General features: G+C 31.3%; 14 protein-coding genes. 8 read left to right on the plus strand and 6 right to left on the minus strand.

The features are described from left to right. Positions 1 to 77 precede the first annotated feature (77 nt). The gene (locus FHG05_RS07260; RefSeq protein ID WP_157504197.1) at positions 78 to 1,628 is read right to left on the minus strand and encodes an Rne/Rng family ribonuclease; all 1,551 of its coding nucleotides are present in this window, start codon (positions 1,626 to 1,628) and stop codon (positions 78 to 80) included. A 289-nt stretch (positions 1,629 to 1,917) separates the two neighbouring features. Continuing rightward, positions 1,918 to 2,256 (minus strand): HU family DNA-binding protein, encoded by a 339-nt coding sequence (locus FHG05_RS07265; protein ID WP_256476717.1) that lies wholly within the window; start codon positions 2,254 to 2,256, stop codon positions 1,918 to 1,920. An 88-nt stretch (positions 2,257 to 2,344) separates the two neighbouring features. Here FHG05_RS07265 and mutY point away from each other — a divergent pair, with 88 nt between their 5' ends. The 4 genes from mutY to gldD are packed head-to-tail and all read left to right on the plus strand — an operon-like array spanning position 2,345 to position 5,739. Then, positions 2,345 to 3,373, plus strand: a complete 1,029-nt coding sequence (mutY, locus tag FHG05_RS07270; RefSeq protein WP_140997356.1) for an A/G-specific adenine glycosylase — start codon at positions 2,345 to 2,347, stop codon at positions 3,371 to 3,373. A gap of 47 nt (positions 3,374 to 3,420) precedes the next feature. Next, complete coding sequence (locus FHG05_RS07275; protein ID WP_140997357.1) at positions 3,421 to 3,870, plus strand: single-stranded DNA-binding protein; 450 nt, start codon at positions 3,421 to 3,423, stop codon at positions 3,868 to 3,870. Between the two features lie 22 nt (positions 3,871 to 3,892). Next, a complete protein-coding gene (locus tag FHG05_RS07280; RefSeq protein ID WP_140997358.1) occupies positions 3,893 to 5,185 on the plus strand; it encodes a gliding motility-associated protein GldE in 1,293 nt (430 codons plus the stop codon). Positions 5,186 to 5,187: 2 nt separating this feature from the next. Then, complete coding sequence (gldD, locus tag FHG05_RS07285) at positions 5,188 to 5,739, plus strand: gliding motility lipoprotein GldD (RefSeq protein ID WP_140997359.1); 552 nt, start codon at positions 5,188 to 5,190, stop codon at positions 5,737 to 5,739. Positions 5,740 to 5,786: 47 nt separating this feature from the next. Here gldD and FHG05_RS07290 read toward each other — a convergent pair whose 3' ends face one another. After that, entirely contained in the window at positions 5,787 to 6,302 is a 516-nt protein-coding gene (locus tag FHG05_RS07290; protein ID WP_140997360.1) for a heavy-metal-associated domain-containing protein, read from the minus strand. A gap of 107 nt (positions 6,303 to 6,409) precedes the next feature. Between FHG05_RS07290 and FHG05_RS07295 the strand changes: the two genes are divergently transcribed. Further along, positions 6,410 to 7,285, plus strand: a complete 876-nt coding sequence (locus tag FHG05_RS07295) for a DMT family transporter (protein WP_140997361.1) — start codon at positions 6,410 to 6,412, stop codon at positions 7,283 to 7,285. Between the two features lie 52 nt (positions 7,286 to 7,337). Here the strand turns inward: FHG05_RS07295 and FHG05_RS07300 are convergent, their stop codons facing one another. Both FHG05_RS07300 and FHG05_RS07305 read right to left on the minus strand, forming a co-directional pair. After that, positions 7,338 to 9,389 carry a M16 family metallopeptidase gene (locus FHG05_RS07300; protein ID WP_140997362.1) on the minus strand — a complete coding sequence of 684 codons (2,052 nt, stop codon included), beginning with the start codon at positions 9,387 to 9,389 and terminating at the stop codon, positions 7,338 to 7,340. 8 nt (positions 9,390 to 9,397) lie between these two features. After that, positions 9,398 to 10,723: a M16 family metallopeptidase gene (locus FHG05_RS07305; protein WP_140997363.1), complete on the minus strand. Its 1,326-nt coding sequence runs from the start codon at positions 10,721 to 10,723 to the stop codon at positions 9,398 to 9,400. Between the two features lie 186 nt (positions 10,724 to 10,909). Between FHG05_RS07305 and rplU the strand changes: the two genes are divergently transcribed. After that, on the plus strand, positions 10,910 to 11,590 hold the full coding sequence (gene rplU, locus FHG05_RS07310; RefSeq protein WP_140997364.1) for a 50S ribosomal protein L21: 681 nt from the start codon (positions 10,910 to 10,912) through the stop codon (positions 11,588 to 11,590). Positions 11,591 to 11,622: 32 nt separating this feature from the next. Continuing rightward, positions 11,623 to 11,883 (plus strand): 50S ribosomal protein L27, encoded by a 261-nt coding sequence (gene rpmA, locus FHG05_RS07315; protein ID WP_140997365.1) that lies wholly within the window; start codon positions 11,623 to 11,625, stop codon positions 11,881 to 11,883. A 65-nt stretch (positions 11,884 to 11,948) separates the two neighbouring features. Here the strand turns inward: rpmA and FHG05_RS07320 are convergent, their stop codons facing one another. Beyond that, entirely contained in the window at positions 11,949 to 12,524 is a 576-nt protein-coding gene (locus FHG05_RS07320) for a hypothetical protein (protein ID WP_140997366.1), read from the minus strand. 48 nt (positions 12,525 to 12,572) lie between these two features. Here FHG05_RS07320 and FHG05_RS07325 point away from each other — a divergent pair, with 48 nt between their 5' ends. After that, positions 12,573 to 13,361, plus strand: coding sequence for a DNA/RNA non-specific endonuclease (locus FHG05_RS07325; protein ID WP_140997367.1), 789 nt, complete (start codon positions 12,573 to 12,575; stop codon positions 13,359 to 13,361). Positions 13,362 to 13,449 lie beyond the last annotated feature (88 nt).

The raw sequence follows: 13,449 nt of genomic DNA on the forward strand, positions 1-13,449 counted from the left end.
AAGCAAAATAGGTAAAGATAGGTCACAAAAAAATTGACATAAAAAAACCGCCAATCGATTGGAAGGCGGTTTTGTATTTATTTAATTTGATTTCCTTGTTTATCAAAGAAATGGTATTCAAGATACGTGTAAGCGTCACGTGGTATGATTTTCACCCATTTTTTATGTTCAAAAAACCATTTTGAACGTATTGATGGAAAACCTTTTTCAAGGTAAGCTGCCACAAAAGGATGAGCATTTAATACTACCTTTTTATGGACTTTAATAATTCTTTCTAGGTCAGCCGTTATTTTGTCAATAATTAAGATAGGAGCTTCAATTTCCCCATTTTCATTTGGGTCTTCTTCTCTCGTTTTAATATTAACTTCTGGTCTAACACGTTGTCTAGTAATTTGAATTAGTCCAAACTTACTAGGAGGCAAGATTTTATGCTTGGCCTTATCGTCACTCATTTCTTCTCTTAAGAAATCATAGAGTTGTTTTCTATTCTCTGCGTTTTGCATATCAATAAAATCGACCACTATAATTCCGCCCATATCTCGTAAACGTAATTGTCTTGCTATTTCTGCAGCTGCAATCATGTTTACTTCTAAAGCGGTATCTTCTTGGCTTAAAGCCTTGTTGGAACGATTACCGCTATTTACATCAATTACGTGTAAGGCTTCTGTATGTTCAATTATAAGATACGCTCCTTTGCTCATGGAAACGGTTTTTCCAAAGGAAGTCTTAATTTGTCTTTCTATATGATATTTCTCAAAAAGAGGAAGATCTTTCGATTGATAGTGTTTTACGATAGACACTTTATCAGGAGCTATTTCTTGCAAATAGTCCTTCGTTTGAATGTATAATTCTTCATCATCAATATGAATACTAGTAAAAGTGTCATTAAATACATCTCTTAGTATAGAAGAAGCTTTGTTTAATTCTCCTAGTACTTTTGAAGGATGATGAGCGGTTTGTAGCCTTTTACACATGGCAGACCATCTGTCTAATAACAGTTGTAGGTCTCTGTCCAATTCAGCTACTTTTTTGCCTTCGGCTACTGTTCTTACAATAACCCCAAAACCTTTTGGTCGAATCGATTGAACCAGTCTTTTTAATCGGTCTTTTTCTTCTTTAGAATCTATTTTTTGAGAAATGGACACCCTGTCTGAAAAAGGAACTAAAACAACATATCTACCTGCTAAAGAAATCTCAGAACTTATTCTAGGACCTTTAGTAGAGATAGGTTCTTTAACAACCTGAACTAAAACCGATTGATTGGCACTGAGAATATCAGTAATCATGCCATCTTTATTGATTTCAGCTTCAAAAGGAAAATTTTTGAGTGAATAATCTTTTAGTTTACCTGCGCTTACAAGTTTAATAAATTTCATCAAAGAAGGTAGGTTTGGGCCTAAATCATGATAGTGTAAAAAAGCATCCTTTTCATAACCTAAATTAACAAATGCTGCATTTAAACCAGCAACTGGTTTTCTGATTTTGGCAATAAAAATATCACCTACACTGAAATTAGTCCCTTTTTCTTCTTCTTTGTGTAATTCTATTAGTTTTCCATCTTTTAATAAGGCAAAATCTACTGCTTCTGAACCCGATCTAATAATTAACTCTTTGTTCACGCTGTACATTTTTATCTGTAAGTGTTTTCTGTTGTGTTCTAAGTAAAACTTCTAACTTGTAACATCTAACTTATTTACAGATGGATTAAACAATATTTTACAGGTATTTTACCCGATAATCAGTAGCTTACTGATTAATTTCAAAGAACTTTTAAAAAAAGAAAAAGTAGTTTAAACTACTTTTTCTTTTTGTGACGGTTAGCTCTCGCTCTTTTTTTACGTTTGTGAGTCGCTACCTTATGTCTTTTTCTCTTTTTACCACTTGGCATAACGTTGTTGGTTTAGATTAATAAATGATTTATACTGCTACTTCAGTTTTCGTTTTTACGCTCTCAACAAATACTTTTGCAGGTTTAAATGCTGGAATATTGTGAGCAGGAATTTTAATCGTAGTGTTTTTTGAAATGTTTCTTCCAGTTTTCTCAGCTCTAGTTTTAATAATGAAGCTTCCAAAACCTCTTAAATATACATTATCACCTGTTTCTAATGAGTTCTTTACTTCTTCCATAAAAGTCTCTACAGTTGCTTGAACATCAGATTTTTCAAGACCTAATTTTTCAGAAATTTTAGCTACAATGTCTGCTTTCGTCATTTTCTTTCGTATTAATATTTTTATGTTCTTTTTTTGAGTTTGCAAATATATGAATTAAAAAAATAATAAATCAATCATAATTAATTAATTTTTAAGCCTTAATATTTTTATTTTTGTTACCCAATATATAAAAATGAATTTTTCTAAGACCTTAATTGCTTGGTATTTACAAAATAAACGCAGTTTGCCATGGAGAGAAACCACAAATCCTTACTTTATTTGGCTCTCTGAAATTATCCTTCAACAAACGCGAGTAGCGCAGGGGAAACCCTATTATGATGCTTTTTTACAACATTTTCCAACGGTGCAAGATTTAGCTTTTGCAACTGAACAAGACGTTTTAAAACTATGGCAAGGTTTAGGGTACTACTCTAGAGCAAGAAACTTACATGCTACTGCAAAATACATTGTTCAAGAATTGGAAGGTCAATTTCCAAATAATTATAATAATTTGCTTTCTTTAAAAGGAGTAGGAGAATATACTGCAGCCGCTATTGCATCTTTTGCTTACAATGAACCTGTTGCTGTAGTTGATGGAAATGTTTTTAGAGTGCTTTCTCGTATATATGGGTTAGAATTGGATATTTCTGAAGTAAAAACCAAAAAAGAATTTCAAAAATTAGCACAAGAACTTTTACCTATAGATAACGCAGCTCTTTTTAATCAGGCGATTATGGAATTTGGAGCCTTGCAATGTGTACCGAAGAGTCCAAATTGTTCGATATGCGTTTTTCAAAACAATTGTTATGCCTTTCAAAAAAAGAAAGTGGATGTTTTACCTGTTAAATCTAAAAAGATAAAAATTGCACACCGTTATTTTTATTATTTAGTTCTTAGAGATGCAGCCAATCATTTTGTGGTGTCAAAAAGAGAAGAAAAGGGAATTTGGCATAATTTATACGAATTTACGTTACTAGAATACGATCAAAAACCATTTTTAAAAGAGGTTGTGGCTCATATTCAAGAACAGTATCCAGCGAAAGAAATCATATTAAAAAACGAAAAAGAGTTGCTGCATAAATTGTCTCATCAACATCTTCATATTCATTTTATAGAAGTAAGTTTAAATACCAAAATTGAGAATGCTATTTCAATGGAAAAGATGTTGCAATTGCCAATGCCTATTGTAATCCATAATTTTATAGCGGCAAATTATTTATAAAACTTCAAAAAAAACACTATATTTGATTTATAAAATTATTATACGCCATGAATGGAACTTTAAACAAAGTACTTTTAATAGGTCATTTAGGAGATGAGATAAAAATGCATTATTTTGATGGAGGAAATTGTATCGGAAGATTTCCACTTGCCACAAATGAAGTATACATTAATAAAACCACAGGTGAAAAAATTACCTCTACAGAATGGCATAATATTGTGGTTCGAAATAAAGCAGCTGAAATTTGTGAAAAATATTTATCAAAAGGTGACAAAATCTATATAGAAGGACGAATTAAATCCCGACAATGGCAAGCCGAAGATGGTAGTACAAAATACACTACTGAAATTCAAGTAACTGAATTTACATTTTTAACGACCAAAAAAGAATCGGAAGCCACCAAACAAAATTTTAGAGACGATGTTTCTGAGTCATCAAAAAACACTAATTTTGACAATTCAAACTTAGGAACTCATAATGATGATTTACCTTTTTAATGTTTAATTAATATAGTATACTTTGGATCCAGATCCTTCCAGTTTAACAAACACCATAGATTTTGAGCTACTAATAGGATTAATAGCTGTTTTTTTTCTGCTTTTTTGCTCTGCCTTTATTTCAGGTTCAGAAGTTGCATTGTTTTCGCTTTCACAAAAAGATCTTGATGATTTAATTGAAGAAGATGGAAATAAAGGGTCGATTATTACGCGTTTATTGGAAAAACCTAAAAAATTATTAGCTACAATCTTGGTAGCCAATAATTTTATCAATATTGCTGTAGTTATCTTGTTCTCTTCTATTAGTGAAAAAATTTTCAATTCGATAAGTTCTTCTTTGCTTCGTTTTGTTTTAGAAGTAGTCGTGGTTACTTTTTTAATTTTATTATTTGGTGAGGTTTTACCAAAAATTTATGCGAATAGAAATAATGTTAGTTTTTCCAAAACGGTTTATTTGCCTATTTCAATTTTAGATAAAGTATTAACGCCAATTACGATTCCCATGCGAAATATCATTTTGTATGTGGAAAAAAAATTCAGTGTTCAAAAAACGAGTTTTTCAGTAGACCAGCTATCGCAAGCATTGGAACTCACCAATCATTCGGAAACTACACAAGAGGAACAAAAAATTTTAGAAGGGATTGTTACTTTTGGAAATACAGAAGTGCGCCAAGTAATGAGCCCTAGAATTGATATTTTTGCACTGGATAAAGAGGAGTCTTTTTCTGATGTAATGCCTAAAATAATCGAAAAAGGCTATTCAAGAATTCCAGTTTATACTGAAAATATTGACCAAATAGAAGGTGTTTTATTTATTAAAGATTTGATTCCTTACATCGATGAAAAGGATTTTGAATGGCAAACACTAATACGTGCTCCCTTTTTTATACCAGAAAATAAAAAGCTAGATAATTTGTTGAAAGAGTTTCAAGGGATGAAAAATCATTTGGCTATTGTGGTAGATGAATATGGTGGAACTTCGGGGTTAGTGTCATTGGAAGATATTTTAGAAGAGATTGTAGGAGACATTAGTGATGAATTTGATGATGAAAATATTATTTATTCTCAAATAGATGATAAAACCTATCTTTTTGAAGGGAAAATTAGTTTGAAAGATTTTTATAGAATTATTGATGTTAATGGAGTTGAATTTGAAGAGAAGAAAGGTGAAGCTGAAACGCTCGCAGGATTCCTTTTAGAAATATCTGGAAATTTTCCAAAAAAGAGTCAGAAAATAAACTTTAATTCTTATGTTTTTACAATAGAAAACGTTGATAAAAGAAGAATTAAGCAAATAAAAGTTACTATAAATTAGAGATGAAAAATTGGATTGTTATATTGTTGTTTTCTTTTTTATTGGTATCCTGTGGAGATGAAACGGTTCCAAAGCCTAAAGGTCAATTGCGTTTAGATTACCCAGAAGCAAATTATGGTTTTTTAGCAGGAAGTTGTCCGTTTTCTTTTGATATTAATGATGTAGTCAAAATAAAATCTAAGGAAATGTGTTCGTTTGAATTGCATTATCCTAAAATGAAAGCTACCGTATATATTACTTATAAACCGGTAAATGATAATATTGATGATTTACTGCGTGATGCTCAAAAACTAACCTATGATCATGTTATAAAAGCGGATGATATTTTAGAGCAACCTTTTATTAATACGAAGAAAAAGGTATATGGAATGTTTTATGAAGTAGGAGGGAATGCGGCTACCAATGCTCAGTTTTATGTTACCGATAGTACTAAGAATTTTATAGTAGGCAGTTTGTATTTTTATGCAAAGCCTAATTTTGATTCCATATTACCTGCTGCGGATTATGTAAAAAATGATATTCGTAAGATTATGGAAACTATCGAATGGAAATAAAAAAGAGCGAATTGTTATTCGCTCTTTTTTTATAATTATTTTAGATCTTACAAAGTTCCAGTTTCTTTTTTCTCACCACATGATAATTTTCCAGCACAGCAAGATTTCTTTTCACCTTCCTTTTTTTCAGTGCAAGTTGAACTGTCTGCTTTTTTAGATTTTTTCTTTTTTTTCTTCTCTTTCTCTTTCACTGAATAAAAAGCTTTGTCTTTTGAAGATTTTACATTCGAAACTTTGTAAAGCTCACCATTACCCACTTTTTCAACAGTTTCTCTTAAAGATTCAGGTGTTTGTTTTTGATCATCAAAAGTTACTGTAGCTGTTTTGTTGTCAAAATCAACTTTTGCTTCGCTTACACCATCAAGACCTGCTAATTTGTTTTCGATAACTTTTGCACATCCTTCTGGACATGTCATGCCATCAATCGTAAAAGAGGCAGTAGCTAAGTTTTCTGTGGCAATAGTAGTTGATTTATTTTCAGTTGTAGCAGTTTCTTCTTTTTTACAACTCGTGAATAGTAAAGTTGAGCAAGCTATAAGAGCAATTAGTTTAAGGCTCTTCATAATAGATATTTTATAAAAGTAATTCAAAAATTTTATTACAAATTTATGTAAAAAATGATGGCTAAGTTAAAATAAAGTCTGAATTTTGAGCTGCTAAATTTATTTTTATGGAAAATAATAATACAAAATGGTATTTGTTGGGTTTCTTAGGATGTGTTTGGGGAAGTTCTTTTATCTTAATGCAATTAGGATTAAAAGGAGTAAATTCAGTTCAAATGGGAAGCTTACGAATTTTGTTTGCAGGCTTGTTCTTAATCTTGGTAGGTTATAAAGAATTGGCTAAAATACCATTATACAAATGGAAATTCATAGTGCTTACTTCTTTGTGTGGTACTTTTTTTCCGGTGTATTTGTTTGCTTTGGCTTTGTCTAAAATTGATGGTTCTGTAAGTTCTATTTTAAATTCATTAACACCATTAAACACACTTATTGTTGGGCTTTTGTTTTTTGGTGCAAGTGTTCAGCGAAGACAAGTGTTTGGAGTAATTATAGGTTTTGTAGGTTGTTTGTTGTTGGTCCTTTTTGGAGAAGGCAGTAATACAACTGAAAATTATTATTATGCGTTGTTAATTTTATTAGCGTCCTTATTTTATGGTATTAATGTGAATTTGATTAAAAAGTATTTATCCGATTTAAAACCATTAACCATTAGTACAGGGAATTTTGTGGTTATTTTTATTCCTGCTTTAGTAGTGCTTTATTTTTCAGATTTTTTTGTAATAGCTTCTCAAGAAAAAGTGCTAACTTCTTTAGGTTATATCGCTATTTTAGGAGTTATAGGGACAGGTCTTTCTAATATATTGTTTTTTAAATTAATCCAATTGTCGTCTCCAGTTTTTGCGGCTTCAGTAACGTATATAATACCGGTAGTAGCTATTTTGTTAGGTTATTTCTTTATGGATGAAAGTTTGAATTTTATACAAGCATGTGGTGCTTTTATAGTGCTTCTGGGAGTTTATTTGTCTAGTAGAAAAAATAATTGATATGAAAAAAGCCCCCAATTAGTTGAGAGCTTTTTCTTTATTTTGAATAAGATTATTCAAAATCTTTGTCTGTAACACCTTCGTTAATTTTTACTTCAGAAGTAGTTAATTCGATTTCAATACCTATGTTAGCTATTGTTTTATAAGGAAACTTAAGACCTTTTACTTCTTTGTAATCTTGGAAATAAGTTGTCTGACTTATTTTTTGGCCTGCTTGTTCTGTTTCTACAGTTTGTGCAACTTTAAAGCCAGTATTTGTATTGTAAAAGTAAGTAATGCTCCCTTTTTTTATACCGTAAGCATCTTCGTCATTAATATTTTCAATTCCAGTAAGTGTTATTTCTTTATTATTCAATAACGACAATTCAGGGAATAACATTGCGCTTTCTTTTGTTGATTCCAATTGAGGACCACTTAATTCTCTTTTTTGACCTTGAATAGTTATGTTTCCTTTTCCGTTGTTTAGAACAGTTTTCATATAAGGGTTGCCCATTGCTTTGACGTCTGATGAAAACTTATTTTCAGAGTATTTGTTGGTGATTTCCATATTCATGCCTTGAACGGTAGCAGTTGCTATTACAACAGCGGTCTTAACTTCTTTAGCAGCTTTTTCACCACCAATTGCATCTAAATATTTTTTGATTACAGATTGAGCTGTTACACCAGCAGGAATTTTTTTCTTAACTACAGGTTTGTCTGTTTTGTTACCAAACTTATCAAAGTATAGAATAGGTAATTTTTCTTTTTTACTCATTGCCTCTAATGAAGGGAGAACATCACCTGCTTTACCTACAATAACTACTCTTGAGTTATCTGCTAAAAAGTATTTTTGAGCCGCGTTTCGGATGTCTTCTGCGGTAACTGCATTGATGTTTTTAATATAATTTTCGTAAAAATCATCTGGAAGTCCTTGGGTTTCTTTGTTTAAAGCATAACGTGCAATAGTAGCAGGTTTTTCAATTTGCATTACAAAGTTACCTACGTATTTCGCTTTGGCATTACGCAATTCTTCATCAGAAACTAGTTCCGTTCTAATTCGTTTTAATTCATTGAAAATTTCAACAACAGCACTATCCGTAACTGCATTTCTAACGGCTGCACCTGAGCGGAATTTATTAATGTATTTTCCAGAACCCAAGTTAGAGTAAGAACCGTACGTCCAACCGTGTTTTTCGCGAAGATTTAAAAACAATCTTCCTTCACCACCGCCACCTAAGATTTGATTGGCTAAAATAGCAGCAAAATAATCTTTGTCGGTCATTTTTAATTGCGATAAATTAACCACAGCTACCTCAGATTGAACTGCGTTTGGTACATCAATAAAATTAATTTGACTGTATTGGACATCTACAGGATCATTGTAAGATAATGATGGAGCAGTCGCTTTTTTCCATTTTCCAAATAAGCGTTCTACTTCTTTTTTGGTTTGTTTTACATTTACATCACCTACGATAACTAAATAAGCATTACCTGGTACGAAATAAGTATTGTAATTTAATTTTACATCTTCAAGAGTAATGTTTTTTAACGTTTCTTCCGTTACATATTCACCATTATAGTGATTTTTTCCATAAGTAAGTGCATTTTCAACTCTTCTAGCAATAGAAGTTACGCTTTTTTCATCTGCTTTTAAACCTTCAACAGCTTTAGTTACTTCTTTGTCAAATTCTTCTTGAACAAAAATTGGATTTAAAGCACCGTCTGCCATTAACTCTAATACTCTTTTAGAATATCTTGAAAGGCCATTTGCAGAAGCACCTTCACTCCAAAAATTAATATTTGCTCCTAAGAAGTCAATTTCTTCATTAAAAGCGTCTTTTGATATGGAAGTGGTACCGTTTCCAATCATAGCACTTAAAATTTCAGACACTCCTTTTTTGTTTCCTTCTGCGTAAGGAGTATTGTCTAATGTTAAGGTGTAAGATACTCTTGGTAATTTATGATTTTCAACGATTAATACTTTTAAACCATTTTTTAAAGTGAAACTCTCAGGTTTTTTAATATTGATAGTAGGAGCTGGTCCTGGTTTTGGTTGTGTTCTGTCTTGAGCTTGCATAGTAATTGTTAGAAACAAACATGCTGCAATATATACTATTTTTTTCATCTTCAATTTTAGTTTTGAGTTTTGTCTTTAGCAGGAATATAATCTAAAATCATTCGTTGATTTGGATTTAAATATTTTTTAGCTACTTCTCTAATTTCCTCTCTAGTAATCGAACGATAAATATCAATTTCAGTATTAATTAAATTAATATCGCCATACAATAAGTAATAAGTTGCTAAGCTACTTGCGATTCCCTCAACACTAGCGTTGCTATTTACATATTGATTTTCGAATTTATTTTGAAGTTTTTGATAATCTTTTTCAGAAATTAAATCGGTTTGAACTTTAACAATTTCTTCATCAATTTCTTTAATTAAATCATCTGAAGTTTTGCCTTGCATTGGAATACCATAAATTAAATACATTCCATAATCTTCTTGACTATTATTAAATGCTCCAGCTTGTAAAGCCATTTTTTTATCGTCAACTAATTTTTTGTATAATTTCGAACTTTTACCGTCTGATAAATAAGAAGATATCATATCTAAAACTCTCGCATCACGAGTTTTCATGGAAGGTGTTCTGTAAGTTGCTAACACCATTGGTAACTGAACATTAGGATCTTCCCATGTAGTTCTGAATTCTTTGGTTATAGGTTCTTCAGTGTATGTTTTACGTTCTACAGCTGGTCCTTTTTGAATAGGTCCAAAATATTCTTTAATCCATTTTTTTGCAGTTTCCTTGTCAAACTGACCTGCTACTACTAAAACAGCGTTGTTAGGTATGTAGAATTTTTTATTGAATGCTTGAAATTCTTCTAAAGTAGCAGCGTCTAGATGTTCCATTTCTCCAATGGTAGTCCAACGGTAAGGGTGTACTTTAAACATATTTTGTTTTACTGCTTTAAAGATGTTACCATATGGTTGGTTGTCTACTCTTAAACGTTTTTCTTCTTTAACTACTTCATTTTGAGTGTCAACTCCAATTTGATTGATTACAGGATGCATTAATCGTTCCGATTCCATCCATAAGGCTAATTCTAAATTGTTTGAAGGAAACACTTCATAATAATACGTTCTGTCGTCTGTGGTGTTTGCGTTATTATTTCCTCCATTTGCAGTTACCAATTTAAACCATTCTCCACGTTCAATATTTTTAGTTCCTTCAAATAATAAATGTTCAAAAAAGTGAGCAAAACCTGTACGGTTTGGTTGTTCGTCTTTAGCACCTACATGATACATTACAGAAGTAATGACAACAGGAGCTGAATTGTCTTGATGAAGCACAACATGAAGTCCGTTGTCTAAATCATATTCATCAAAAGTTACTTTTTGGGCGTAAGTTGATCCACCTATAAGAAGAGCCGTACTCAAAGCCATTAAAGATTTTTTCATATGTTAATATTTGAGTTATTTTTTCAATGTGTCGTAATTTGATTCATAATGTTACAATTTTTAATAAAAAAAAGTAAAACTCTTTATTCTTAAAAAATAAGATTAAAAAAAATCATTCGCTTGTTGGTTGAATAATAAATTGTTGTATATTTGCACACTTGAAAAATTAACTAAATTCATATTCGTATGTATGCAATCGTAGAGATAGCAGGGCAACAATTTAAAGTAAGCAAAGACCAAAAGGTTTATGTACACCGTTTAGGAGAAGAAGAAGGAAATAAAATTTCTTTCGACAAAGTTCTTTTATTAGACGATAATGGTACTGTAACTCTAGGCGCCCCAGCTATAGATGGAGCTTCTGTTGAGGCTAAAGTCTTAAAGCACCTTAAAGGTGACAAAGTAATCGTTTTCAAAAAGAAAAGAAGAAAAGGTTTCAAAAAGAAAAACGGTCACAGACAATCATTAACTCAAATTATCATCGAAAGTATTGTTGCTTCAGGTAGTGCTCCAAAAAAAGCAGCACCAAAGAAAGAGGCAGCTCCTAAAGCTGAGAAAGCAGCTGATGCTCCAGTAGCAGAAAAAGCGGCTCCAAAAGCTAAGGCTTCAAAAAAAGGTGATGATTTGAAAAAAATTGAAGGAATAGGTCCTAAAGCTGCTGAAGCTTTAGTAGCTGCTGGAATTGATACATTTGCTAAATTAGCTAAAGCTAGTACAGAATCTGTAAAAGAAATTTTAGATGCTTCAACTTCAAAACTTTCTCACTTAGACCCAACAACATGGGGACAACAAGCACAATTAGCTGCTGATGAGAAATGGGATGAATTACAGAAATTACAAGACGAATTAAACGGCGGTAAAGCAGTTTAATTTTAATATTAACTAATAAAACTTAAAACGTCATGGCTCACAAGAAAGGTGTCGGTAGTTCTAAGAATGGTAGAGAATCAGAATCGAAACGTTTAGGCGTTAAGATTTATGGTGGTCAAGCTGCAATTGCTGGTAACATCATTGTTAGACAAAGAGGTTCTAAACACAATCCAGGTGAAAATGTTTACATGGGTAAAGATCATACTTTACATGCTAAAGTTGACGGTGTGGTACAATTTCAAAAGAAAAAAGATAATAAATCTTATGTTTCAATTGTTCCTTTTGAAGCATAATTATTTAAATCGTATATAAAAAAACCAGCAGTAATGCTGGTTTTTTTATTTTTATACTTCCTTAATTAATCTAATTTAGATAATTTCTTTTCTGCTTTCTCTAACTCGTTTTGTTGCTTATTCAGTTTCTCTTCTTTTTTCAAAATTTTCTCTTTCCATTTTAATTCATCATTAGGACTTAGTTTTCCTTTCAACTGATTCTTTTGAAGATTGGCTTTCTCCTTATTAATGTCTTTCTTTTGGTCGGCTATCTTTTTTTTGATTTGAGAAACTTCTTTTTTAGCATCCTCTCTTTTTTCTTTGGCTTTTTCAGCCTCTTTTATTTGTTTCTCTCTTTTCTTTTCAGCCTTTTCTCTTTCTTTTTCCGCTTTTTCACGTTCTTTTTCTGCTTTTTCTTGTTCTTTTACTGCCTTTTCTCTTTCTTTCTCGGCTTTTTCACGTTCTTTTTCTGCTTTTTCTTGCTCTTTTTTGGCCTTTTCGTCTGCTTTTAATCGTTCTTTTTCTGCTTTGAGTTGCGCTTTTTCAACTTCTAATTCCTTTTCTGTTTTAATTTTAGGAGCCGCAACAGAATCTTTAACTTCTTGAGATAGGGCGAATTGCATTCCGAAAAATAGTAGTGCTAGTAATGATTTGGTTTTCATATCTTTTTATTTAATTTTAGCTTCACAAATATAATTAAATCAGGTTAAATGTCTAAAAGGGTATTTTTGTTTATAATTCTAGGATTCGTTGTAATATCATGTAGAGATAATTTGTCAAATAAAACCTTGCCAGAATTAATCAATCCAAATGATACACCTTCAATTATTGGATTTAACTATTTGCCTAGTAACACTACAGGAGCAGTATATCGAAAAAATACATATGTACTATCGTATTCAGAAGTACATGAGCAAGCGGAATGGGTTGCATATGTATTAAAAGCATCTGATATTAAAGAAATGGATTATAAAAGGCCTTATTTTGAAATTGATTCAGATATTTTGACGGGTGCAGCCGATTGGAGAAATTTTAAAAAATCTGGTTACAATAAAGGGCATCTCTGTCCAGCTGGTGATCGAAGAGGCAGTTATAAAGATTTTAAGGAAACTTTTTTAACTTCAAATGTTACTCCGCAGCACTACGATTTTAATGCTGGAATTTGGAACAGATTAGAACAAAAAGTTAGATATTGGGCAAAAAAGCAAGACTCACTTTATGTTGTTACAGGTGGGGTTTTAACCAATAATTTAGAAGTAATTGGTTTTGAAAATGTTGCTGTGCCCAAGTATTTTTACAAAGTTTTATTGTCTAAAAATCATTCCAAAATGATTGGCTTTTTATTGCCTCATAAAGAATCTAAAGAACCTTTATATAATTATATTGTTCCTGTTGATAGTATCGAAGAAATGACAGGAATTGATTTTTTTCCTGAGCTTGAAGATGCTTTAGAAAAAAAATTAGAATCCTCTAAAACGTATGATAACTGGGATTTTTGAATTTAACATTTTAGGTAATTTTATTGTAATTAAGAGTGGTATTTATTTAGTAGTATTGTATAATTGACTTACTCAAAAAGATAAGTTA

The sequence above is a fragment of the Flavobacterium profundi genome (assembly GCF_006491645.1).
Classification (GTDB): Bacteria; Bacteroidota; Bacteroidia; order Flavobacteriales; family Flavobacteriaceae; genus Flavobacterium; species Flavobacterium profundi.

What these genes read in the sequence shown, in the direction of transcription:
- FHG05_RS07260 (WP_157504197.1), bottom strand. Translation starts at nt 1,628, where the DNA reads ATGTACAGCGTGAACAAAGAGTTAATTATTAGATCGGGTTCAGAAGCA.
- mutY (WP_140997356.1), top strand. Translation starts at nt 2,345, where the DNA reads ATGAATTTTTCTAAGACCTTAATTGCTTGGTATTTACAAAATAAACGC.
- FHG05_RS07275 (WP_140997357.1), top strand. Translation starts at nt 3,421, where the DNA reads ATGAATGGAACTTTAAACAAAGTACTTTTAATAGGTCATTTAGGAGAT.
- gldD (WP_140997359.1), top strand. Translation starts at nt 5,188, where the DNA reads ATGAAAAATTGGATTGTTATATTGTTGTTTTCTTTTTTATTGGTATCC.
- FHG05_RS07290 (WP_140997360.1), bottom strand. Translation starts at nt 6,302, where the DNA reads ATGAAGAGCCTTAAACTAATTGCTCTTATAGCTTGCTCAACTTTACTA.
- FHG05_RS07295 (WP_140997361.1), top strand. Translation starts at nt 6,410, where the DNA reads ATGGAAAATAATAATACAAAATGGTATTTGTTGGGTTTCTTAGGATGT.
- FHG05_RS07300 (WP_140997362.1), bottom strand. Translation starts at nt 9,389, where the DNA reads ATGAAAAAAATAGTATATATTGCAGCATGTTTGTTTCTAACAATTACT.
- FHG05_RS07305 (WP_140997363.1), bottom strand. Translation starts at nt 10,723, where the DNA reads ATGAAAAAATCTTTAATGGCTTTGAGTACGGCTCTTCTTATAGGTGGA.
- rplU (WP_140997364.1), top strand. Translation starts at nt 10,910, where the DNA reads ATGTATGCAATCGTAGAGATAGCAGGGCAACAATTTAAAGTAAGCAAA.
- rpmA (WP_140997365.1), top strand. Translation starts at nt 11,623, where the DNA reads ATGGCTCACAAGAAAGGTGTCGGTAGTTCTAAGAATGGTAGAGAATCA.
- FHG05_RS07320 (WP_140997366.1), bottom strand. Translation starts at nt 12,524, where the DNA reads ATGAAAACCAAATCATTACTAGCACTACTATTTTTCGGAATGCAATTC.
- FHG05_RS07325 (WP_140997367.1), top strand. Translation starts at nt 12,573, where the DNA reads ATGTCTAAAAGGGTATTTTTGTTTATAATTCTAGGATTCGTTGTAATA.